Below are 21,738 nucleotides of genomic sequence, written 5' to 3'. Positions count from 1 at the left end.
AGCTGCCGAAGGCTGCGATCTTTTGATCTTGACCTTCAAAAGCAAAGTCAAAAGATCGCAGCCTGCGGCAGCTCCTACGGCTGTTTATAAAAACAAGAGGATTTTCTCATGGCTAAAATCGGATTTATCGGCACCGGCATCATGGGCCACCCAATGGCTTCGAACCTGCAGAAAGCCGGTCACAGCCTGTTCCTGTCGGCGCACCACGACGCCGCTCCAGCCGATCTGGTCGCCGCTGGCGCCGTCGCCCTGGCCAACCCGCGCGAAGTGGCACAGGAAGCTGAATTCATCATCGTCATGGTGCCGGATACCCCGCAGGTCGACGACGTGCTGTTCCGCGCCGACGGCGTTGCTGCCGGTATCGGCAAAGGCAAAGTCGTGATCGACATGAGCTCGATCTCGCCGACCGCCACCAAGGCTTTCGCCAAGAAGATCAACGAAAAAGGCGCGCAGTACCTCGACGCTCCGGTATCCGGTGGTGAAGTCGGCGCCAAGGCCGCGACCCTGAGCATCATGGTCGGTGGCGACGCCGATGCCTTTGAACGCGCGCTGCCGCTGTTTCAGGCCATGGGCAAGAACATCACTCTGGTCGGTGGCAATGGCGACGGTCAGACCGCCAAAGTGGCGAACCAGATCATCGTCGCGCTGAACATTCAGGCCGTGGCGGAAGCCCTGCTGTTCGCCTCGAAAAACGGTGCCGATCCAGCCAAGGTGCGTGAAGCACTGATGGGTGGCTTTGCTTCGTCGAAGATCCTCGAAGTGCACGGCGAGCGCATGATCAAAGGCACCTTCGATCCGGGCTTCCGCATCAGCCTGCACCAGAAGGACCTGAACCTGGCCCTGCAAGGCGCCAAGGAGCTGAACATCAACCTGCCGAACACTGCCAACGCCCAGCAAGTGTTCAGCACCTGCGCGGCGATCGGTGGCAGCAACTGGGACCACTCGGCGCTGATCAAGGGCCTGGAACACATGGCCAACTTCTCGATTCGCGATAAAAAATAAAACCACTGCCCCACCGCTTAAACCTGTGGGAGCGAGCTTGCTCGCGAAGAGGGAGTATCAGTCGACATGGATATTGACTGATCCATCGCATTCGCGAGCAAGCTCGCTCCCACAGGGATCTCTACCGCCCTTTCGAATAACAAGAATTCCGGGAGCCCGCCATGTCGGTCGATCCGCAACAACTGCTGCGCGAGCTGTTTGCCACAGCCATCGACGCGGCCCATCCGAACCAGGTCCTCGAAGCCCATCTGCCTGCCGATCGCACGGGTCGGGTGATCGTCATCGGCGCCGGCAAAGCCGCAGCTGCCATGGCCCAGGTGGTCGAGCGCAGCTGGGAAGGTGAAGTATCCGGCCTGGTCGTGACCCGTTACGGTCACGGCGCTCCATGCGAAAAAATCGAAGTGGTCGAAGCCGCGCATCCGGTACCGGACGCTGCCGGTCTGGCCGTGGCCAAGCGTGTGCTGGAATTGGTCAGCAATCTGACGGAAGACGACCGTGTGATCTTCCTGCTCTCCGGCGGCGGCTCTGCCCTGCTCGCGCTGCCGGCTGAAGGCATTACCCTGGCTGACAAGCAATCGATCAACAAAGCCCTGCTCAAATCCGGCGCGACCATCGGCGAGATGAACTGCGTGCGCAAGCACCTCTCGGCGATCAAGGGCGGCCGCCTGGGCAAGGCTTGCTGGCCTGCCACCGTCTACACCTACGCGATTTCCGATGTACCGGGCGACCTCGCCACGGTCATCGCCTCCGGCCCGACCGTGGCCGACCCGAGCACTTCGGCCGAAGCGCTGGCGATCCTCAAACGCTACGGCATCGAAGTCCCGGCCTCGGTACGCACCTGGCTGCAAAGCGCGGAATCGGAAACCGTCAAACCCGGCGACCCAAGCCTCGCGCGCAGCCACTTCCAGTTGATCGCCCGCCCGCAGCAATCGCTGGATGCCGCTGCAGTGAAATGCCGTCAGGCCGGTTTCAGCACGCTGATCCTCGGCGACCTCGAAGGCGAATCCCGCGAGGTGGCGAAAGTCCACGCCGGCATCGCCCGGCAGATCATCAATCATGGCCAGCCACTCGCTGCACCGTGCGTAATTCTCTCCGGCGGCGAAACCACGGTGACCGTGCGCGGCAATGGCCGTGGCGGACGCAACGCCGAATTCCTCTTGAGCCTCACCGACAGCCTCAAGGGCCAGCCCGGCGTCTACGCGCTGGCCGGTGACACCGACGGCATCGACGGTTCGGAAGACAACGCCGGCGCGATCATGACCCCGGACAGCTATGCCCGCGCCGCCGCCCTCGGTTTGAGCGCCAGCGACGAGCTGGATAACAACAACGGTTACGGCTACTTCGAGGCGCTCGACGCGCTGATCATCACCGAGCCGACCCGCACCAACGTCAACGACTTCCGCGCCATCCTGATCCTTGAGAACTGCAAATCATGACGCCTGATAAAAAGGTCAAAATCCTCGCCACCCTCGGGCCTGCCGTCGATGGCATCGAAGACATCCGTGAACTGGTCGAGGCCGGGGTCAACATCTTCCGCCTGAACTTCAGCCACGGCGATCACGCCGACCACGCCAAGCGCTATCAGTGGATCCGCGAAGTCGAGCGCCAGCTCAACTATCCGCTGGGCATCCTGATGGATTTGCAGGGGCCGAAACTGCGCGTCGGCAAGTTCGCCGGAGGCAAGGTGCAGCTGCATCGCGGTCAGGCGTTCCGCCTCGATCTGGACGCCACACCCGGCGATGAACGCCGGGTGAACCTGCCGCACCCGGAGATCATCGCCGCGCTCGAAACGGGCATGGATCTGCTGCTGGATGACGGCAAACTGCGCCTGCGCGTGGTCAGCAAATACACCGACGCGATCGACACCACCGTGCTCGCCGGCGGCGAACTGTCGGACCGCAAAGGGGTGAACGTGCCGCAAGCGGTGCTCGACCTCAGCCCGCTGACCGCTAAGGATCGCCGCGACCTGAGCTTCGGTCTGGAACTGGGGGTGGACTGGGTGGCGCTGTCGTTCGTGCAACGTCCGCAAGACATTCTCGAAGCCCGCGAACTGATCGGCGACAAGGCCTTTCTGATGGCGAAAATCGAGAAGCCGTCAGCGGTTGAACAACTGCGTGAAATCGCCGAATTGAGTGACGCGATCATGGTCGCTCGCGGCGATCTCGGCGTGGAAGTGCCGGCGGAAAGCGTGCCGCAGATCCAGAAGAACATCATCAGCACCTGCCGCGAACTCGGCAAACCGGTGGTGGTGGCGACGCAGATGCTCGAGTCGATGCGCTTCTCCCCGGCGCCGACCCGCGCCGAGGTCACCGACGTTGCCAACGCTGTGGCTGAAGGCGCGGATGCGGTGATGCTCTCGGCCGAAACCGCGTCCGGCGAATACCCGCTGGAAGCGGTGCAGATGATGAGCAAGATCATTCGTCAGGTTGAGAACGGTCCGGACTATCAGACGCAGCTCGACGTCAGCCGACCGAAAGCCGAAGCGACGGTGTCCGATGCCATTAGCTGCGCGATCCGCCGCATCAGCAACGTGCTGCCTGTGGCGGTGCTGGTCAACTACAGCGAGTCGGGCGCCTCGACATTACGTGCCGCGCGGGAACGGCCGAAAGCGCCGATCCTCAACCTGACGCCGAACCTGCAGACCGCGCGGCGTTTGAGCGTGGCGTGGGGCATTCATTCGGTGGTCAACGATCGCCTGCGTCAGGTCGATGAAGTGTGTTCGACCGCGCTGGAAATCGCTCAGGCGCAAGGCATGGCAGAGCGTGGCGATACCTTGCTGATCACCGCCGGGGTGCCGTTCGGGCAACCGGGATCGACCAACTCACTGCGGATCGAAACGCTGATCTGACCCCATATTTTTGATGTGAATACAAAACCTGTGGCGAGGGGATTCATCCCCGATTGACTGCGCAGCAGTCACAGCTTTTAAGAGAGTGACGGTTTTCAGAGAAAAACCGCATTCACCGAGGGGCTGCTTCGCAGCCCATCGGGGATAAATCCCCTCGCCACGGGCAACTCGGTTTCACTGACTTTCAGAACTGCCATGCCTGCCAATCATTTCAACAACCACTGCCCCGACTGGGCCGAGGCTTTGCTCAACGGTTTCAGTCAGATATTCCTTCAGCGCCACCCGCTGTGCGGCTTGCTGTGCCTGCTGGCGATTCTGCTCACTGCGCCGGTGCTGTTTGCCGGTGCGCTGCTCGGGGCCGTCGCCGGATTGCTCACCGCACAACGACGTAACTATGCCAAGGCTGATCGTCAGGCCGGGTTGTTCAGTTACAACGGCGTGCTGCTCGGTCTGTTGCTCAGCCTGTATTTCCCCTGGTCACCGCTGCTGCCGCCGCTGATTCTGGCGGCTGGCGGGCTGAGCGCGATGCTCACTCAGCAATGGCTCAAACATGTGTACCGCAGTCGATCGATACCGGCTTACACCTCGCCGTTCGTGGCCATCGGCTGGATTTTGCTGCTGTTCGCTGAACCGTCGGCGCCGATCACGGCAATCGAAATGAACACATTGAATCTACTCGCCGCTGCACTCAACGGCTTCGGTCAGGTGATGTTCCTCGATCATCCGCTGGCCGGTACGTTGATCGGCATCGGTTTGCTGATCGCCGATCGCCGGGCGTTCTGCTGGGCGCTGCTGGCCTCGGCCGTCGGTCTCGCGTCGAGTCTGCTGCACCACGAAACCGCTGCCGCATTATTGGGTCTGGGCAGCTACAACGCGGTGCTCGCCGCCCTCGCCTTCAGTGCGCAACGCCAACATCCGTGGCTGCCGCTGCTGGGCATCGTCCTCGCGCTGCTGGTCACCCCGCTGTTCGCCGCCCTTGGTCTGGCGACGCTGACCGCGCCATTCATCCTCGCCGGCTGGCTGATCCGCGCCGGGATCCAGATGCTTGGCAAAGCGGCCGGCGACGCCACGCCTTGCGCACAGGGGGACAATCAACCTAGGCTGCGCTGATCTTCCATTCAGGCGTTATCCATGGACAGCAGCAACAGTTGGCGCGAACGGCTTTACGTGATGATTTTCCAGAGCGACACCCTCGCCGGGCGGCGCTTCGACGGCACCTTGCTGTTGATCATCCTCGCCAGCCTGGTGGTGGTGATGCTCGACAGCATCGACAGCATTCACCAGAACTACGCCGATGTGCTGGCTTACATCGAGTGGGGTTTCACCGTCATTTTTCTCGGTGAATACATCCTGCGCCTGTATTGCTCACCGAAACCGTTGCGCTACGCCTTCAGTTTCTACGGACTGGTGGATCTGCTGGCGATCGTGCCCGGCATCCTCGCGCTGTATTACAGCGATGCGCAGTACCTGCTGATCATCCGCATCATTCGGATGCTGCGGATCTTCCGGGTGCTCAAGCTCAGCCCGTACCTCAAGCAAGCCAACTATTTGATGTCGGCGCTGCGTGGCAGCAAGCAGAAAATCGTCGTGTTCCTGGTCAGCGTCTGCACCCTGGTAACGGTGTTCGGCACCCTGATGTACGTGATCGAAGGCCCGGAACATGGCTTCACCAGCATCCCCAAAGGCATCTATTGGGCTATCGTGACCCTGACCACCGTCGGCTTCGGCGACATCGTGCCGAAGACCCCGCTGGGCCAGGTGATTTCGTCGCTGGTGATGATCACCGGTTACTCGATCATCGCCGTGCCCACCGGGATCTTTACCGCCGAACTGGCCAACGCCATGCGCGGCGAACAGCTGCAACATGACTGCCCGGTGTGCAAGAAAAACAGCCATGAACATGGCGCGGCGTTCTGCTCCCGTTGCGGTAATGCGCTGTTCAAGAAACTGGAATAAGCACAGAGCTTTTTAATCTTTAAACGACTATGCCAGCCCCGTTATAGTCACTAGCAAATTGGCATCACCCACAATCCCTGTAGGAGCTGCCGAAGGCTGCGATCTTTTGATCTTGTTTTTAGACCAAAATCAAAAGATCGCAGCCTTCGGCAGCTCCTACACATAAACAACAAGGAATGCGCAGTGAAAAAACTCTTTGGCGCCTCACTTCTCGCCGCCGGTCTTGCCTTTGGCAGCGTGGCTCAAGCCGCACCGACCCTGCTCAACGTCTCCTATGACGTGATGCGCGATTTCTACAAGGACTACAACACCGCGTTCCAGAAACACTGGCAGGCCGAACACAACGAAAACATCACCGTGCAGATGTCCTTCGGCGGTTCGAGCAAGCAGGCGCGCTCGGTGATCGACGGCCTGCCGGCTGACGTCATCACCATGAACATGGCGACCGACATCAACGCCCTCGCCGACAACGGCAAACTGGTGCCGGAGAACTGGGTCACCCGCCTGCCGAACAACAGCGCGCCGTTCACCTCGGCCACCGTGTTCATCGTCCGTAAAGGCAACCCGAAAGCCCTGAAAGACTGGCCGGATCTGCTCAAGGACGGCGTGCAAGTGATCGTGCCCAACCCGAAAACTTCGGGCAACGGCCGCTACACCTACCTCTCGGCCTGGGGCTACGTGCTGAAAAATGGCGGTGACGAGAACAAGGCCAAGGACTTCGTCGGCAAACTGTTCAAGCAAGCGCCGGTGCTCGATACCGGTGGCCGCGCCGCGACTACCACGTTCATGACCAACCAGATCGGCGACGTACTGGTGACCTTCGAAAACGAAGCCGAGATGATCGCTCGCGAGTTCGGTCGCGATCAGTTCGAAGTGATCTACCCAAGCGTCTCCGCCGAGGCCGAACCACCGGTGTCGGTGGTCGACAAAGTGGTCGACAAGAAAGGCACCCGCGCTGCGGCCGATGAATACCTGAAGTACCTGTGGTCGCCGGAAGGCCAGGAAATCGCCGCCGCCAACTACCTGCGTCCACGGGACCCGGCGGTGCTGGCGAAGCACACCGACCGCTTCCCGAAAGTCGACTTCCTGTCGGTGGAGAAAACCTTCGGCGACTGGCGTTCGGTGCAGAAGACCCACTTCAATGATGGCGGGATCTTTGATCAGATTTATACCGTTCAGTAAGGCTTAGCAGTAACGAAAAAGGCGACCTCAACAGGTCGCCTTTTTTGTGGGCATTGGCAATCACCACAGTCCCCCCTGTGGGAGCGGGCTTGCTCGCGAAGGTGGTGTGTCAGTCAAAAACATGTATCTGACACACCGCCTTCGCGAGCAAGCCCGCTCCCACAGGGGATTGTTTGTCAGCCAGTTACATCGGTGGGGTCACGCCATCCTTGCCGGCGGAAATCGATTGCGCAGTCAACGTGCCGTCGGCGTCCTGGGTGACGAAGCTGACAATCTTCACCCCCACCCTGAGCAAGCTGCGATCCCCCGGCGTCAAATTGACGATCGGCACATCCTCCGGCACCAGGATCTTCTGCTGCCCGCCCTTGTAGTTGACGGTCAGCACCCGCCCATTGCTGACCACCAGATCACCAACACTGCCATTGGTCATGCTGCTGCCCTTGGCCAGATCAAACGGCCGGTGGCCATCGCCGCTGCCGGCCAGTTCCGGCGGGAAGACGTGCACTTCCATTGCCTTGAGCGTGCCATCCTCCTGCGGCATGGCGGCCGAGCCGATGTAGCTGCCGGGTTTGATGTCCTCGATATTCGCCAGAGTCACGGCGCGGACTTTGGTGTCACCGGTCAACTGAATCACCACGTTCTCGCCGCTGTTGACGTGGACGTTCAACGAGTCGGCGCTGACCCCGGTGATCTCACCGCGCACGCCGAGACGCATACCGGGAGCATCGGCCGCCTGCACCGCAGCAGCGCCGAGCAGGCCGATCAAGGCAATCGTGGTGGTGTGACGCAGCAGCTGGCGCAACATGGCATTCCTCCGGTGATGAGCAGTAAAAGCGCAGCGGTAAACATAAGCACGCTATCGAAGAAGATGTAAGTGAATGTATCATCAGCCCTCCCCGGCCGGACGCAAGGTTCGCCGATGGACGACACCGCCGTTGAAGCCAATCATTCCGCAACGGAATAACTGATATCGATACAAGGCTTCTACCGCCGCATCGGTGCGTCCCTTAGCCTCACCGCATTCCCTTTCGCTGGATCGAGAAACCTTATGAACGCCACAACTCACGCAATGACCCGAGGCATGGTGCTGCTGTTCGCCTTCTGCTGCGGCGCGATCGTCGCCAACATCTACTACGCGCAACCGATCATCGGGCTGATCGCGCCGGACATTGGTCTTTCCGACACCATGGCCAGTTTCATCGTCTCGCTGACGCAGATCGGTTATGCGTTAGGCTTGTTCTTCCTGGTACCGCTGGGTGACCTGCTGGAAAACCGCCGGCTGATGATCATCACCACGGTGGTGGCGATTGCCAGCCTGCTCGGCGCGGCGTTCACCAGTCAGCCGAATGTGTTTTTACTGATCTCGTTGCTGGTGGGTTTCAGTTCGGTGTCGGTGCAGATCCTGATTCCGCTCGCCGCGCATCTGGCGCCGGAAGAATCCCGTGGCCGGGTGGTCGGCGGGATCATGGGCGGTCTGCTGCTGGGCATTCTGCTGGCGCGGCCGGTGTCGAGCGTGGTGGCTGACCATTTCGGCTGGCGCGCGATGTTCATGATTGCCGCCGCGTTGATGGCCGCGATCAGCGTGGTGCTGGCACTGACCGTGCCCAAGCGTCAACCGGATCACAGCGCTTCCTACGGCCAGTTGCTCGGCTCGCTGTGGACCCTGCTGCGCCAGCAACCGATACTGCGTCAGCGCGCGTTTTATCAGGGCTGCATGTTCGCCACCTTCAGCCTGTTCTGGACAGCGGTGCCACTGGAACTGGCGCGCAACCATGGCCTGTCGCAAAGCGAAATCGCGATCTTCGCGCTGGTCGGTGCCATCGGCGCCATCGCCGCACCGATCAGCGGACGCCTGGCGGACGCCGGCCACACCCGCATCGCTTCGCTGCTGGCGATGCTCTTCGCCAGCCTGAGCTTCCTGCCGGCCTTCATTCATCCGGCCTACAGCGTGATCGGTCTGGCCGTGACCGGCGTGGTACTGGATTTCTGCGTGCAGATGAACATGGTGCTTGGCCAGCGCGCGGTCTACTCGCTCGACGCCAAAAGCCGTGGTCGCCTGAATGCGCTATACATGACCAGCATCTTCATCGGCGGCGCCTTCGGCTCGTCGGTTGCCAGTGCGGTGTATGAGCATGGCGGCTGGTTGTGGATCGTGATTGTCGGCAGCGCGTTCCCGCTGCTGGCGCTGTTGCGGTTTTTGAGTGCTTCGCAGCGTGGTTCTTTGGCAACGGCGTAGGCATCAAGGCTCGCTCCCACAGGTTGCTCACTGGGCCTGTGGGAGCGAAGACGCTTAATACCGAACCAGTTTTTCCATCGCCGCATCCGCCAGAAACGAAGAGCGGCTTTTGACATTGTGTTCACGCACATAACGATCGATGCGCTGGATCACATAGCCTGGCAACGTCACGTTGACCTTCTCGGTCTTGCCCATGTACGGCGAGATATCCAGCTCGAGCATCCCCCAGCCCATGTCGGCAAACTCCGGATTATTGCGATGCGCCGCTGCCGACGTCGGCATCGGAATCGATTCCCCGTCCGCCGCCATCTCCTGCAACATGAGATGGGCGACTTCAACGGCTGCGTTATAGGCGTCCTCGAAAGTGTCCCCGGCCGTGACGGCGCCGGGAATGTCAGGTATCTGAATACCGATGGCGGTGTTGTCGTCACCCCATTCGATGCAGATCGGATATTGCATTATGGATCTCCCTTGTAGCTGGCTGGCGGGTGGTACAACCCGGCACGCCTCCTGATGCTTTTGACCGTCCCCAGCGGCAAATCCTTTTTAGGGTGAGGAACGGGAATGGTGTACGGGTTGTAACGATGCGTGAAGATGTGATGACTGCCGGTGACTCGATCCAGCGTCCAGCCTGCCTCCTCCAGCTCCTTGATCAATAGCCTGCTTTGCACCTACCGCCTCCTTGCTCCGGCCGAATAAAAGTAACTCTAGAGTTATCTTTACTCAAGCACATAAATCTGCAGGGCGACGTTTGGTTGTTTTACCGCATGTGATTGAATGGACGCGGATTACACTCAGCACCCTATTCCCTGTGGGAGCGGGCTTGCCCGCGAAGGCGTCGGATCGGCCAACACATGTGCTGAATGTCAGACCGCTTTCGCGAGCAAGCCCGCTCCCACAAGGGGGGTACGACAACTTTCAGATTTGCAGGAAGACTGATGGACCGCCTCGCCGCCATGGAAACCTTCGTCTACGTCGTCGAAACCGGATCGTTTTCCGCCGCCGCCCGACGGCTGAATATCGGTCAGCCCGCCGTGTCGAAAACCATCGCTCAGCTGGAAAAACGCCTGGCTGTCAGCCTGTTGCTGCGCTCGACTCGCGGCCTGACTCCGACCGAAGCGGGGCTGGCGTTTTTCGAACGGGCCAGACGCGCCATCAATGAAGCCAACGAAGCCGATAACGCCGCCCGTGGCAGTGCCAGCGGTTTGCGCGGCAACTTGCGGATCAGCGCTGCGGTGACCTTCGGCCGCCTGCATGTGGTGCCACAGTTGGGGCCGTTTCTCGATCAGCATCCGCAATTGAACATCGAGCTGATGCTTGATGACCGCAACATCAATTTGGTCGAAGAAGGCATCGACGTCGCCCTGCGCATGGGCCCGCTCAGCGACTCTGGTCTCACCGCGCGCAAGATCGCCGACTGCCGCCGCGTGGTGCTCGGCAGCCCGGCCTACTTCGATCGCTACGGCGAACCGAGCTGCCCTGCCGACCTCAATCAGCATCAAGGCATCGTCTACAACCTCAGCGGCGGCGCCACCTGGACCTTCACCCAGGGCAGCGAACAACAGACGCAAACCCTGACCGGCCGCCTGCGGGTCAGCGCCGCCGAGGGTTTGCGTGCAGCCGTGCTGGCCGATCAGGGCCTGACCATCGCCTCGCAATGGATGTTCGCCCCGGATCTGGCAAGCGGCGCGGTCAGGGCGGTGATGGGTGACTGGCGTTTGCCGGATCAGGACTTGTGGGCGGTGTTTCCCACGGGGCGGATGGTCAGTGCGAAGGCGCGGGTGTTTGTGGAATACATGGAAAATTTGCTGACACACCTGAACTGAACCGGCTTATGTTTCGTTTATTGCGATTTTCGTTTAATTCGAATAACGTTCCAGCATCCTCTCTTCAGAATGTTGGAATTCATTATGTCGATCGTCCTTCACCCCTCTCTCAACCTCCCGGTGGAGCGCGAAGTCAAAGCCGCAATTGAAGGCAAACGCGCGCTCGCCGCCTACCTGGCGACCCAATTCGAAACACAGCACATCCAGATTTTCGACGAACAGAACCAGGCGCATCAGGTCGAGCTGCCGACCTCGGCATTACAACTGCTGATGGATATTCTGGCGGCGCTGGCCGAGGGTAACGCAGTCAAAGTCGTACCGGTGCATGCCGAGCTGACCACTCAGGAAGCCGCCGACCTGCTCAACGTCTCACGCCCGCACCTGATAAAACTGCTGGAAAGTGGCGAGTTGTCCTACCACAAAACCGGCAAGCACCGACGTGTGCGTTTCGCCGATTTGATGGACTATAAAACCCGGCGCGATACCGCCAGCGAGCAGGCAATGGCGCTTCTCGCGGAGCAGGCACAGGCGTTAAGGACAGGATACGATTGAGGCATTCACCTTTCACCGCTGTATACGATGCATGTGTTTTGTACCCCGCCCCATTGAGAGACTTCCTCATGTGGCTCGCGCTATCGGGGCGATTTCGGGCCCGATGGACCCAGGAGATTCACCGCGAATGGAAACGCAATTTATTGAAAAACCGAACCGATCTGACGATAGAGCAACTGGATCGCACGTCCGAGCTTATGGACCGTGCGATTCCGGATGCCTGTGTCTACGATTTTGAAGACCTGATCACCGGACTTTCCTTACCCGATACCAACGACCGCCATGTTCTGGCCGCAGCCATACGCTGTGGTGCAGGGGTGATCGTGACGTTCAACCTGAAAGATTTTCCCGATACCTGCCTCGCCCCCTATGGCGTAGAGGCCCAACACCCTGATGAGTTTGTCGAAAACCTGTTTCACCTTGATCAGGCAGTTGTTATCGCTGCAGCGCAACGGCAGCGCCAACAACTTAAATTGCCGCCGATAGCCGTTGAGCCGTTGAGCCGTTTCTTGATCTTTTGCAGCGACAGGGATTGGTTGAGTCAGTTCGGGCGCTAAGCGCCTATCGTGCGATTCTCTGAATAATCATTTTGTGAACACCAGACAAACAAACGGCGATCCAGAGATCGCCGTTTTTTCGTCACTGCCCGAACTGTTTGCCCAACCCCGGCGGCACGCCGTGGATGTTGGTGTCTTCCCACGGGCCGTTGGGGCTGACCGAACGGCTCCAGCCGTTGTTCCAGCGGTAGTAGGTGCGCTGGCGGTAGAAGGTGTTGGTCTGGTGGTCGAGGACGTAGACGCCGAGTTTCTGATCCCAGTGGCTGTTGCCGCCCGGTGGTGGGGCGAAGCTGGCCGAGGTGCGTGGGACTGGCTTGGACGGTTTGGCCGGGATGCTTTTGCCCGGTGTCGGCGAGGTCGACGGGGTCGGGCTCGGTTGTGACGGCGGGATCGGCGGCAGGTTGGTGGTCGGTTCCGGTCGGTGCACCGCACATGCGCTCATGCTCAAGGCCAATGTGATGACGGTGATGCGGGCGAGGCTGTGCATGGCGGTGCTTTCCTGTGGGTTCCCGGGTTATTTGTCCGGGCTGTCGATGGTCAGTGTTTGCGGCGCGGTGGTGCTGCTGGCCAGCGGGCCGCTGCGACCCACCCACTCCCCGGCGGTCGGCTGGCCGGCGCGGGAGATGCGCGCAACCAGTTGGACTTCAGGGAAGTTCGACAGTTTCAACTGCGGCATCATGGCGTCGGCATCGCCCAGTTCGACGGTCACCGGCAGATCGGCCACGGTCAGGCGCTTGGCCGCCAATGGTGCCGGTGGGCCGGAAACGGCGCGGGCGAAGATGAACACGCTGTCGCCCGGTTGCACCTTGCCTTTGAGTTCGCTGGCCAGATCGACACGCACCTTGAGCAGTGCGGCAACCTTGGCGGCCGGCGCGGCGGCGACCTTGCCGCCACTGGCTTGCAGGCGCTCGGTGGCTCGCTCGATCCCGCCCTGCAAGGCGGCGCGGGAGTTGTCGCCCTCTGGCAACTGCGCCAGTAGCCGGTTCCAGTAGTCGATTGCCTGCTGATAACGCTCGCCCTCGAACGCGGCGATGCCGAGCAGGCCGAGGCTGGTGACCTCTTTCGGATCGGCTTTCAGCGCTTCGTCGGTCAGGGCCTGGATCTTGTCCGACCACTTTTTACCGTCGGCAAAATACTGCGCCTGGGCCCACTGGCCGAGCAGTTCCGGCTGGCGACCGGCGAGGTTGGCGGCGCGTTCGAACATCTTCGCCGCGTCCGCCGGACGATCCTGGGCCATGTAAGTGCGCCCGAGGAAGTACAGGCCTTCCGCCGAATCCGGCTGCGCCGCAACAGCACGCTCCAGACGCTGGGTCATCTCTTCCATCGACTGCGGCGCCTGGGCGAACTCGCGGGTCAGTTCGACTTTATCGGCAGCGCCGAAATGCAGGTACAGACCCAGGCCCAACACCGGCACCAGCACCGCTGCCAACAACGGCAACGGCTTGCCCAGTTTCGAGACACGCGGCGCGGCAACGCCTTCGGTATCGGCGAGCAGTTCACGCGCCGCTTCAGCACGACCGCTATCCATTTGCGCCGCATCAAGTACACCTTCAGCCTGCTGCGCTTGCAGCTCGGCAACACGTTCCTGATACAGCGCCACGTTCAGGGCAGTTCGATCCTCTTCACGCTGGGCGCGACGGCCACGCAAAACCGGGATCAGCAGAAAACTCAGGGCGACCAGAAGCAACAGCCCTGCGGCAAGCCAGAAATCAATCATTCTTGGTTTTTATCCAACAGTTGGTCGAGACGCTGACGCTCTTCGGTGGACAGCGATGGCGGGGTCTCGGTGCGCTGTGCGCGACGCCGGCGAACGATCACTGCGATCACCACCAGACCACCGAACAACAGACCGGCCGGGCCGAACCACAGCAGTGCAGTCTTGGCATTGAGCGCCGGTTTGTAGCGGACGAAATCACCGTAGCGATCGACCATGAAATCGATGATCTGCTGATTGTCCTTGCCCTCGCCGAGCATGCGGAAAATCTCTTTGCGCAGGTCAGCGGCGATCGGTGCATTGGAGTCGGCGATGTCCTGGTTCTGGCACTTGGGGCAGCGCAGTTCCTTGGTCAACTCGCGGAAACGCTCGCGATCACCTTCCTTGGCGAACTCGTAAGTGTCGATCGCGGCATGCGCCACGCCGGCCAGACTCAAGCCCAAGACTACGGCAGCGATAAAGCGCTTCATGGCTTGGCCTCATCGACCAACGCCTGATACTTGGCTGCGAGTTTTTCACGCCAGACCTGCTCGTCGATCACCCCGACGTACTTGTCACGGATGATGCCCTTGGCGTCGATGAAGAAGGTTTCCGGCGCGCCGTACACGCCGAGGTTCAGGCCCAGCGAACCCTCGTCGTCACGGATATCCAGCAGGTACGGGTTGTGGAATTCGGCCAGCCACTTCAACGCATCGGCGTTGGTGTCCTTGTAGTTGATGCCGTAGATCACCACACCGCGCTCGGCCAGTTTGTTCAGCACCGGGTGCTCGACCCGGCAGGAAATGCACCAGGTGCCCCAGACGTTGACCAGTGCCGGCTTGCCGAGAATGTCAGCTTTGGTCAGGGTCTTGTCGCCCTGCACGTTCGGCAGAGTGAACTCCGGGAAGGGCTTGTTGATCATCGCCGACGGCAGCTCCGCCGGATCGAGGTACAGACCGCGATAAAGAAACACCGCCACCAGCAGAAAAATCGCCAGGGGTACCAGCATCAACCAACGTCTCATGCAGCCGCTCCTTGCAGGCCGAGGGCTTCACGCACCTTGGCTTTGACCTTGACTCGATAACGCCGATCCAGCGCCGCCAGCAATCCGCCCAGACCGGTCAGCAGGCCGCCGAACCAGATCCAGCGCACGAACGGTTTGACGTGAACCCGTACCGCCCACGCGCCGTTTTCCAGCGGCTCGCCCAGTGCAACATAGAGATCACGGGTGAAACCGGCGTCGATCCCGGCCTCGGTCATCATCGAACTCTGCACGGTGTACAGGCGTTTTTCCGGGTGCAGCACGCTGATTTCCTTGCCGTCGCGGATCACCCGAACGGTGCCTTTGTCGGAGGTAAAGTTCGGCCCTTCGAAGTGCTTGGCACCTTCGAACACAAACTGATAACCGGCCAGGGACATCGACTCGCCCGGCGCCAGACGCAGATCACGCTCGGCACTGTTCTGACTCGACAGCACCACGCCGAGGGCGCACACGGCGATGCCCAGGTGAGCGATCTGCATGCCCCAGTAGCTGCGGGTCAGGGTTGGCAGGCCTTTGATCAGGCCCTTGTGGCGAGTCTTGTCGAAGATGTCGCGCACACCGGCGAGCAACACCCACGCGGCGAGCAGGAACGTCGCAATCACCGCCCAGTTGAAATCGCCGTAGGCGACACCGGCGACCACCGCCAATACGACACTGCCGAGCAGCACCGGGGTCAGCATGTTTGCCAGCCACTTCACCGGGGTGTCTTTCCAGCGGACGATCACGCCGACCGCCATCACCAGCATCAGCAACGCCATCAGCGGGATGAACAGCGCGTTGAAGTACGGCGGGCCGACCGACAGCTTGGCGCCACTCAAGGCATCCAGAATCAGCGGATACAGGGTGCCGAGCAGAATCATCGACGCCGCCACCACCAGCACCAGGTTGTTGCCCAGCAGCAGGGTTTCCCGCGACCACAGGTTGAAGCCGACCTGACTTTTGACCACTGGCGCACGCAACGCAAACAGCGTCAGTGAACCGCCGACCACGAACAGCAGGAAGATCAGAATGAACACGCCGCGCTCAGGGTCCGAGGCAAACGCGTGCACCGAGGTCAGCACGCCGGAACGCACGAGGAACGTACCGAGCAGGCTCAGGGAGAAAGCAGCAATCGCCAGCAACACCGTCCAGCTCTTGAACACGCCACGTTTTTCCGTGACCGCCAGCGAGTGGATCAACGCGGTGCCGACCAGCCATGGCATGAACGAGGCGTTTTCCACCGGGTCCCAGAACCACCAGCCGCCCCAGCCGAGTTCGTAGTAAGCCCACCACGAACCAAGGGTGATGCCGATGCCGAGGAAGGCCCAGGCGACAATCGTCCAAGGGCGCGACCAGCGTGCCCATGCCGCGTCGAGACGACCGCCCAACAAAGCGGCGATGGCGAAGGCGAACGCCACCGAGAAACCCACATACCCCATATAGAGCATCGGCGGATGCACAATCAGGCCGATGTCTTGCAGCAACGGATTGAGGTCACGGCCATCCGCCGGAATCTGCGGCAGGATCCGCGAGAACGGGTTGGAGGTGAGGATCAGAAACAACAGGAAACCGGTGCTGATCATGCCCATCACCGCCAGCACGCGGGCGAGCATGACTTGCGGCAACTGCCGGGAGAACACCGACACGGCAAAGGTCCAGCCGCCGAGGATCAACGCCCACAGCAACAGCGACCCTTCGTGGGCGCCCCACACCGCACTGAACTTGTAGTACCACGGCAAGGCGCTGTTGGAGTTCATCGCCACATAGCCGACCGAGAAGTCGTCGGTCATGAACGCGTAAGTCAGGCAACCGAAGGCAAACAGCAAGAACGCAAACTGGCCCCACGCCGCCGGCTGGGCCAGGCCCATCCACATACGATCGCCGCGCCACGCACCGAACAGCGGCACCACGGCCTGCACCAGCGCGAAACACAGCGCCAGAATCATCGCCAGATGACCAAGCTCGGGAATAAACAGTGCAGAAGTCATCGATCAACCCTCCTTCGCTGGGGTCGGTGCCGATTGACCACTGTCTTTCAGCGCTTTGGTCACTTCCGGCGGCATGTACTTCTCGTCGTGCTTGGCCAGCACTTCATCGGCCACCACCACGCCGTCGGCGTTGAGTTTGCCCAGGGCGACGATGCCCTGCCCTTCGCGAAACAGATCCGGGAGGATCCCGCGATAGGTGATGGTCACGGACTTGTTGAAATCGGTGACGACGAATTTGACGTCCAGCGAGTCCGGCGAACGTTGCAGCGAGCCCTTCTCGACCATGCCGCCGGCGCGGATGCGCGTGTCGTGCGGCGCTTCGCCGTTGGCGATCTGGGTCGGCGTGTAGAACAGGTTGATGTTTTCCTGCAGGGCGCTGAGGGCCAGGCCGACGGCAGCACCGACCCCGACCAAGATCGCCAGAATGAGGGTCAGACGTTTTTTGCGCAGCGGATTCACTTGCCGTTCTCCCGGCGCAGACGACGCGCCTCTTGTTGCAGATAGCGCTTGCGGGCCGCGATCGGTGCGACCACGTTGAGGATCAGCACCGCCAGACAAATGCCGTAGGCCGACCAGACATACAGGCCATGATGGCCCATGGCGAGGAAGTCGCCGAATGAAGCGAAACTCATCGAGCGGCCTCCAGACTGTTCTGCACTTCTTCTTTGACCCAACTGGCGCGGGATTCGCGCTTGAGCACTTCAAGGCGCATGCGCAGCAACAGCACGGCGCCGAAGAAACAGTAGAAACCCAGCACCGTCAGCAACAGCGGCAGCCACATTTCAGCGGGCATCGCCGGTTTCTCAGTGAGGGTGAAGGTCGCGCCCTGGTGCAGAGTGTTCCACCACTCCACCGAGTATTTGATGATCGGGATGTTGATCACCCCGACGATCGCCAGCACCGCGCAGGCCTTGGCGGCGCTGTCGCGATTGCTGATGGCGTTGCCCAGCGCGATCACGCCGAAATACAGGAACAGCAGAATCAGCATCGACGTCAGCCGCGCATCCCAGACCCACCATGAGCCCCAGGTCGGCTTGCCCCAGATGGCCCCGGTGACCAGCGCCACGGCAGTCATCCACGCGCCGATCGGTGCCGCGCATTGCAGGGCGACGTCGGCCAGTTTCATTTTCCACACCAGCCCGACCACGCCGCACACCGCCAGCATCACGTAGATCGACTGCGCGAGCATCGCCGCCGGCACGTGGATGTAGATGATGCGGAAGCTGTTGCCCTGCTGATAATCCGGCGGCGCGAAGGCCAGGCCCCAGACGACGCCAATGCTGATCAGCAGCAACGCGGCAATGCTCAGCCACGGCAGAAACCTGCTGCTGATGCCGTAGAACCACTTGGGCGAGCCGAGCTTGTGAAACCAGGTCCAGTTCATACTGTTTCCATCACGGGTGCCGCTCATCGGTGTGAGCAGTCTCAGGGTCTTTGCTGGTTAAATTTTAACCAGACCTCATTATTCGCCGACGCTGATCTTCAGGCCAGCCGCTATTGCAAAAGGTGTCAGGGTGATCGCCAGGGCGGTCAGGCTACCCAGCCACAGCAGATACCCGGTCGCCGGCATCCCTTGCAGGGCGGCCTGCAAAGCGCCACTGCCCAGGATCAACACCGGGATGTACAACGGCAGAATCAGCAACGCCAGCAACAGGCCGCCGCGTTTCAAACCAACCGTCAGCGCCGCGCCCACCGCACCGAGCAGGCTCAGCACCGGTGTACCCAGCAGTAACGACAACAGCAACACCGGCAGGCAGGCGACCGGCAAACCGAGCATCAACGCCAGCAACGGCGAGAGCAGAACCAGTGCCAAGCCTGAGAACAACCAGTGTGCCAGCACCTTGGCCAGCACCAGTAGGGGCAGCGGGTGCGGCGAAAGGACCCACTGTTCCAGGGAGCCATCTTCAAAATCACTGCGAAACAATCCGTCCAGCGAAAGCAGAACCGACAACAGCGCGGCCACCCAGACTAACCCCGGGGACAGGTTTTGCAAGACTTGAGTTTCCGGGCCGACGGCCAGCGGGAACAAGGCGATGACGATGGCGAAGAAAATCAGCGGATTGGCCAGTTCCGCCGGGCGACGAAACAGCAGACGGGACTCACGGGCAACCAGCAGGCCGAACACACTCATACTGCCCAGTTCCCCAGATCGATATCGCGATAACCGGCCGGCATCCGGCTCAGCGTGTGGTGCGTGGTCAGCACCACCAGACCGCCGCGCTCGCAGTGCCCGGCCAAATGCTCTTCAAGCTGCGCCACGCCCTGTTTGTCGAGCGCGGTGAACGGCTCGTCGAGAATCCACAGCGGCGGGCTGTCCAGATACAGCCGCGCCAGCGCCACGCGGCGTTGCTGACCGGCGGACAGGGTGTGGCAGGGAACATCTTCGAATCCGCGCAATCCTACGGCTGCCAGTGCCTGCCAGATCGCCTCGCGTCCGGCCGGCCGATGCAGGGCGCAGAGCCAGGACAGGTTCTCTTCCGGGGTCAGCAGGTCCTTGATCCCGGCGGCGTGGCCGATCCACAACAGGTTGCGCGCTAGTTCGCTCGGCTGGGCATCCAAGGGCTGGCCGTTGAGCAGCACCTGACCGCTGGTCGGCTGCATCAACCCGGACAACAGGCGTAGCAGACTGGTCTTGCCGCTGCCGTTGGGGCCGCTGATCTGCACCATATCGCCACTGGCCAGTCTTAATTCGAGATTTTCGAAGAGCAGCCGCAGGTCTCGCTCACAAGCAAGGGCAACGGTTTGCAGGACAGGACTGGTCAAGGGATCACGGGCCTTATACGGTTCAAGTCGGCTCTGGCGCGGCCGTTAAAGAGATGCAGGATAAATGCAATGACGGTGCGAAGCAGAGAGCTGGATCAAACAATTGCTATGTTTTTTGAACGAAGCGCAAGACGCGCGGCATTATACATGCCGTGCCTTACTCCCAAGCGTGCAATTTCCTCAGGTTGTGTCCGCGTATGACAGGCGAAATGAACATCCTCCCGCTCCCGCCCACCACCCCGGCGAACGCTCGTCCGCTGGCGATGAGCGGTGAGTTGCTCAAGCTGCTGACCCCGGTCGAAGGCTTGATCGGTGCCGGGCAAAGCGCCCAGGCCGAGGTGTTGTCACTCAAGCAGGCGGATCAGACCTTTCAACTGCTGCTCAAGGTCACCGTCGACGGCGGCCGGCAGACCACCGTGCAAGCCAGCAGCAACCTGCCGCTGCCAACTGGCACCAACCTGGCCGTCACTCAGCCGTCGGCGGGTAATCTGGCGATCACCGTGCAGCAGGCAATTGCCAGCAGCGTCGCCGCCCTCACCCGCATCGACACCGCGCAGTTGCCGGTCGGCACGCTGCTGCAAGGCAAGGTGCTGACCTCGCAGACACTGCCGCAAGTACCGGGACAACCGACGGTGTACCGCTCGCTGGTGAGCCTGCTCAACACCGCGCAGCGCGGTGCCACGCTGGATATCGACAGTCCGACGCCGCTGCGCATCGGCACCCTGCTCTCGGCACTGGTCGAAGACTCGCAAACCCTCAAGTTCGTGCCGCTGAGCAGCCGCCAGGAGCAATTGGCGGTGAGCCAGCAACTGCTCGGCCAGCAGAGCCGCCAAGGTTCGCTGGACGGTTTGCTCAACGCTCTGCAAAACCTGCCGAGCGACGACGATCAGACCTCGCAGGATCTGCGCGCTGCCGTCGTGCGTCTGCTCGCCAACCTGCCCGATGTGCAGCAGATGAGCAGCGCCAAAGGCGTGGCGCTGGCGCTGGCCAACAGCGGTGCCTTTCTCGAAGCCAAACTGCTGACCGGACAAAATCCTGCGCTGGCCCCGGACATGAAAGCCGATCTGCTCAAGCTGATCGCTCAGCTGTCGCCGGGCGCACCGGGCAATGCCAGTTTCAACGCGATCATCGCCGCCAACACCCTGGCGCAGGTGCTGCCGAGTTTCGTGCGCAACGCACTTGGCACCCTCGGCCAGGTCAGCGCCAAACCCGTGCCGAGCAGTTTTCCGCTGCCCGACCGCTTGCTGCAAAGCCAAGACGGTGAAGCTGACCTGGAACATCTGCTGCGCCTCGCTGCAGCCGCCGTGTCGCGCCTGCAAAGCCATCAGCTATCGAGCCTGGAACAGACCGGGGTCACTGACGACGGCCGTCTGCTCAGCACCTGGCAGCTGGAAATCCCCATGCGCAACCTGCAGGACATCGTGCCGTTGCAGGTCAAGTTTCAGCGCGAGGAAGCGCCGGAAAGAGAACCGCAACCCAACGAACGCCGTGACGAACGCGAACCCAGACAGCAGCTGTGGCGCGTCGATCTGGCGTTCGACATGGAGCCGTTGGGGCCGATGCAGATTCAGGCGCAGCTGATTGCCGGCAGCCTGTCGAGCCAGCTCTGGGCCGAGCGCCCATACACCGCCGACCTGATCGGCAACAATCTGTTCGCCCTGCGCCAGCGCCTGCTCGATCGCGGCCTGAACGTCGGCGATCTCGACTGCCATCTCGGCACCCCGCCGCAAGGCAATCAAACCCGCCTCGAACACCGCTGGGTCGACGAAACCGCATGAACGATTCCACTGCTCCACGCCAGGCCATCGCCCTCAAATACGACGGCAACCACGCCCCGACCCTCACCGCCAAGGGCGACGAGGAACTGGCCGAAGAAATCCTGCGCATCGCCCGCGACTGCGAAGTGCCGATCTATGAAAACGCCGAGCTGGTGCGGCTGTTGGCGCGGATGGAACTGGGCGACAGCATTCCCGAGGAGCTGTACCGCACGATCGCCGAGATCATCGCGTTCGCGTGGAATCTGAAAGGGAAATTCCCCGAGGGGCAGGATCCGGATGCGCCGATGGTCGAGAAGGACGTTACCGAACGCGGGGATGATTACTAGGCCGCGCCGG

General features: G+C 61.3%; 24 protein-coding genes and 1 pseudogene. 12 read left to right on the top strand and 13 right to left on the bottom strand.

Going from position 1 to position 21,738, the window contains the following annotated elements; all coding sequences use genetic code 11:
• Window positions 1-108 precede the first annotated feature (108 nt).
• The 6 genes from CKW11_RS22170 (at window position 109) to CKW11_RS22145 (ending at window position 6,988) form a co-directional block, all read left to right on the top strand.
• Complete coding sequence (locus tag CKW11_RS22170; protein WP_003222962.1) at window positions 109-1,002, top strand: 2-hydroxy-3-oxopropionate reductase; 894 nt, start codon at window positions 109-111, stop codon at window positions 1,000-1,002.
• Window positions 1,003-1,163: 161 nt separating this feature from the next.
• Window positions 1,164-2,438, top strand: a complete 1,275-nt coding sequence (locus CKW11_RS22165; protein WP_095139403.1) for a glycerate kinase — start codon at window positions 1,164-1,166, stop codon at window positions 2,436-2,438.
• Window positions 2,435-3,850, top strand: coding sequence for a pyruvate kinase (pyk, locus tag CKW11_RS22160; RefSeq protein ID WP_095139402.1), 1,416 nt, complete (start codon window positions 2,435-2,437; stop codon window positions 3,848-3,850). Before CKW11_RS22165 ends, pyk begins: the two co-directional genes overlap by 4 nt.
• Before the next feature lie 195 nt (window positions 3,851-4,045).
• Complete coding sequence (locus CKW11_RS22155; protein WP_095139401.1) at window positions 4,046-4,960, top strand: urea transporter; 915 nt, start codon at window positions 4,046-4,048, stop codon at window positions 4,958-4,960.
• A gap of 21 nt (window positions 4,961-4,981) precedes the next feature.
• Window positions 4,982-5,806 (top strand): ion transporter, encoded by an 825-nt coding sequence (locus CKW11_RS22150; RefSeq protein ID WP_047292605.1) that lies wholly within the window; start codon window positions 4,982-4,984, stop codon window positions 5,804-5,806.
• Window positions 5,807-5,989: 183 nt separating this feature from the next.
• The gene (locus CKW11_RS22145) at window positions 5,990-6,988 is read left to right on the top strand and encodes a sulfate ABC transporter substrate-binding protein (RefSeq protein ID WP_095139400.1); all 999 of its coding nucleotides are present in this window, start codon (window positions 5,990-5,992) and stop codon (window positions 6,986-6,988) included.
• A gap of 184 nt (window positions 6,989-7,172) precedes the next feature.
• Here CKW11_RS22145 and CKW11_RS22140 read toward each other — a convergent pair whose 3' ends face one another.
• On the bottom strand, window positions 7,173-7,793 hold the full coding sequence (locus CKW11_RS22140; RefSeq protein ID WP_095139399.1) for a DUF5666 domain-containing protein: 621 nt from the start codon (window positions 7,791-7,793) through the stop codon (window positions 7,173-7,175).
• A 243-nt stretch (window positions 7,794-8,036) separates the two neighbouring features.
• Between CKW11_RS22140 and CKW11_RS22135 the strand changes: the two genes are divergently transcribed.
• Window positions 8,037-9,224, top strand: a complete 1,188-nt coding sequence (locus CKW11_RS22135; protein ID WP_095139398.1) for an MFS transporter — start codon at window positions 8,037-8,039, stop codon at window positions 9,222-9,224.
• Between the two features lie 54 nt (window positions 9,225-9,278).
• Here CKW11_RS22135 and CKW11_RS22130 read toward each other — a convergent pair whose 3' ends face one another.
• Both CKW11_RS22130 and CKW11_RS22125 read right to left on the bottom strand, forming a co-directional pair.
• Window positions 9,279-9,683: a type II toxin-antitoxin system HicB family antitoxin gene (locus tag CKW11_RS22130; RefSeq protein WP_007961664.1), complete on the bottom strand. Its 405-nt coding sequence runs from the start codon at window positions 9,681-9,683 to the stop codon at window positions 9,279-9,281.
• Window positions 9,683-9,895 carry a type II toxin-antitoxin system HicA family toxin gene (locus CKW11_RS22125; protein ID WP_027613935.1) on the bottom strand — a complete coding sequence of 71 codons (213 nt, stop codon included), beginning with the start codon at window positions 9,893-9,895 and terminating at the stop codon, window positions 9,683-9,685. Before CKW11_RS22125 ends, CKW11_RS22130 begins: the two co-directional genes overlap by 1 nt.
• 267 nt (window positions 9,896-10,162) lie before the next feature.
• Between CKW11_RS22125 and CKW11_RS22120 the strand changes: the two genes are divergently transcribed.
• The 3 genes and pseudogenes from CKW11_RS22120 to CKW11_RS22110 all read left to right on the top strand — a co-directional run bounded on the left by CKW11_RS22120 (window position 10,163) and on the right by CKW11_RS22110 (window position 12,182).
• On the top strand, window positions 10,163-11,050 hold the full coding sequence (locus CKW11_RS22120) for a LysR family transcriptional regulator (protein WP_095139397.1): 888 nt from the start codon (window positions 10,163-10,165) through the stop codon (window positions 11,048-11,050).
• Between the two features lie 84 nt (window positions 11,051-11,134).
• Window positions 11,135-11,602 carry a helix-turn-helix domain-containing protein gene (locus tag CKW11_RS22115; RefSeq protein ID WP_095139396.1) on the top strand — a complete coding sequence of 156 codons (468 nt, stop codon included), beginning with the start codon at window positions 11,135-11,137 and terminating at the stop codon, window positions 11,600-11,602.
• Window positions 11,599-12,182 (top strand): annotated as a pseudogene (locus CKW11_RS22110) (PIN domain-containing protein). The gene CKW11_RS22115 and the pseudogene CKW11_RS22110 overlap by 4 nt, the downstream one beginning before the upstream one ends.
• Before the next feature lie 59 nt (window positions 12,183-12,241).
• On the opposite strand, the gene CKW11_RS22105 reads toward CKW11_RS22110, so the two are convergent.
• The 10 genes from CKW11_RS22105 to ccmA all read right to left on the bottom strand — a co-directional run bounded on the left by CKW11_RS22105 (window position 12,242) and on the right by ccmA (window position 19,624).
• Window positions 12,242-12,646, bottom strand: coding sequence for a hypothetical protein (locus tag CKW11_RS22105; protein ID WP_095139395.1), 405 nt, complete (start codon window positions 12,644-12,646; stop codon window positions 12,242-12,244).
• 27 nt (window positions 12,647-12,673) lie between these two features.
• Entirely contained in the window at window positions 12,674-13,876 is a 1,203-nt protein-coding gene (gene ccmI / locus CKW11_RS22100) for a c-type cytochrome biogenesis protein CcmI (protein WP_095139394.1), read from the bottom strand.
• The gene (locus tag CKW11_RS22095) at window positions 13,873-14,343 is read right to left on the bottom strand and encodes a cytochrome c-type biogenesis protein (protein WP_003222948.1); all 471 of its coding nucleotides are present in this window, start codon (window positions 14,341-14,343) and stop codon (window positions 13,873-13,875) included. Before CKW11_RS22095 ends, ccmI begins: the two co-directional genes overlap by 4 nt.
• On the bottom strand, window positions 14,340-14,876 hold the full coding sequence (locus CKW11_RS22090; protein WP_095139393.1) for a DsbE family thiol:disulfide interchange protein: 537 nt from the start codon (window positions 14,874-14,876) through the stop codon (window positions 14,340-14,342). The genes CKW11_RS22095 and CKW11_RS22090 overlap by 4 nt, the downstream gene beginning before the upstream one ends.
• Window positions 14,873-16,861, bottom strand: coding sequence for a heme lyase CcmF/NrfE family subunit (locus CKW11_RS22085; protein ID WP_095139392.1), 1,989 nt, complete (start codon window positions 16,859-16,861; stop codon window positions 14,873-14,875). Before CKW11_RS22085 ends, CKW11_RS22090 begins: the two co-directional genes overlap by 4 nt.
• Before the next feature lie 3 nt (window positions 16,862-16,864).
• Window positions 16,865-17,320, bottom strand: coding sequence for a cytochrome c maturation protein CcmE (gene ccmE, locus CKW11_RS22080; RefSeq protein WP_095139391.1), 456 nt, complete (start codon window positions 17,318-17,320; stop codon window positions 16,865-16,867).
• Complete coding sequence (ccmD, locus tag CKW11_RS22075) at window positions 17,317-17,493, bottom strand: heme exporter protein CcmD (RefSeq protein ID WP_003222944.1); 177 nt, start codon at window positions 17,491-17,493, stop codon at window positions 17,317-17,319. Before ccmD ends, ccmE begins: the two co-directional genes overlap by 4 nt.
• Window positions 17,490-18,245 carry a heme ABC transporter permease gene (locus CKW11_RS22070; RefSeq protein WP_095139390.1) on the bottom strand — a complete coding sequence of 252 codons (756 nt, stop codon included), beginning with the start codon at window positions 18,243-18,245 and terminating at the stop codon, window positions 17,490-17,492. Before CKW11_RS22070 ends, ccmD begins: the two co-directional genes overlap by 4 nt.
• A gap of 78 nt (window positions 18,246-18,323) precedes the next feature.
• On the bottom strand, window positions 18,324-18,992 hold the full coding sequence (ccmB, locus tag CKW11_RS22065) for a heme exporter protein CcmB (protein ID WP_003222942.1): 669 nt from the start codon (window positions 18,990-18,992) through the stop codon (window positions 18,324-18,326).
• Window positions 18,989-19,624, bottom strand: a complete 636-nt coding sequence (ccmA, locus tag CKW11_RS22060; protein ID WP_095139389.1) for a cytochrome c biogenesis heme-transporting ATPase CcmA — start codon at window positions 19,622-19,624, stop codon at window positions 18,989-18,991. Before ccmA ends, ccmB begins: the two co-directional genes overlap by 4 nt.
• A gap of 197 nt (window positions 19,625-19,821) precedes the next feature.
• On the opposite strand from ccmA, the gene CKW11_RS22055 reads away from it, so the two are divergent.
• On the top strand, window positions 19,822-21,402 hold the full coding sequence (locus CKW11_RS22055; protein WP_095139388.1) for a flagellar hook-length control protein FliK: 1,581 nt from the start codon (window positions 19,822-19,824) through the stop codon (window positions 21,400-21,402).
• Window positions 21,399-21,728, top strand: coding sequence for an EscU/YscU/HrcU family type III secretion system export apparatus switch protein (locus CKW11_RS22050; protein ID WP_003222939.1), 330 nt, complete (start codon window positions 21,399-21,401; stop codon window positions 21,726-21,728). Before CKW11_RS22055 ends, CKW11_RS22050 begins: the two co-directional genes overlap by 4 nt.
• Window positions 21,729-21,738 lie beyond the last annotated feature (10 nt).

This window comes from Pseudomonas sp. Irchel s3a10 (assembly GCF_900187525.1).
Classification (GTDB): Bacteria; Pseudomonadota; Gammaproteobacteria; order Pseudomonadales; family Pseudomonadaceae; genus Aquipseudomonas; species Aquipseudomonas koreensis_G.
The sequence above is the reverse complement of the archived record's forward strand: the minus strand, read 5'-3'. Positions and strand labels throughout refer to the sequence as shown.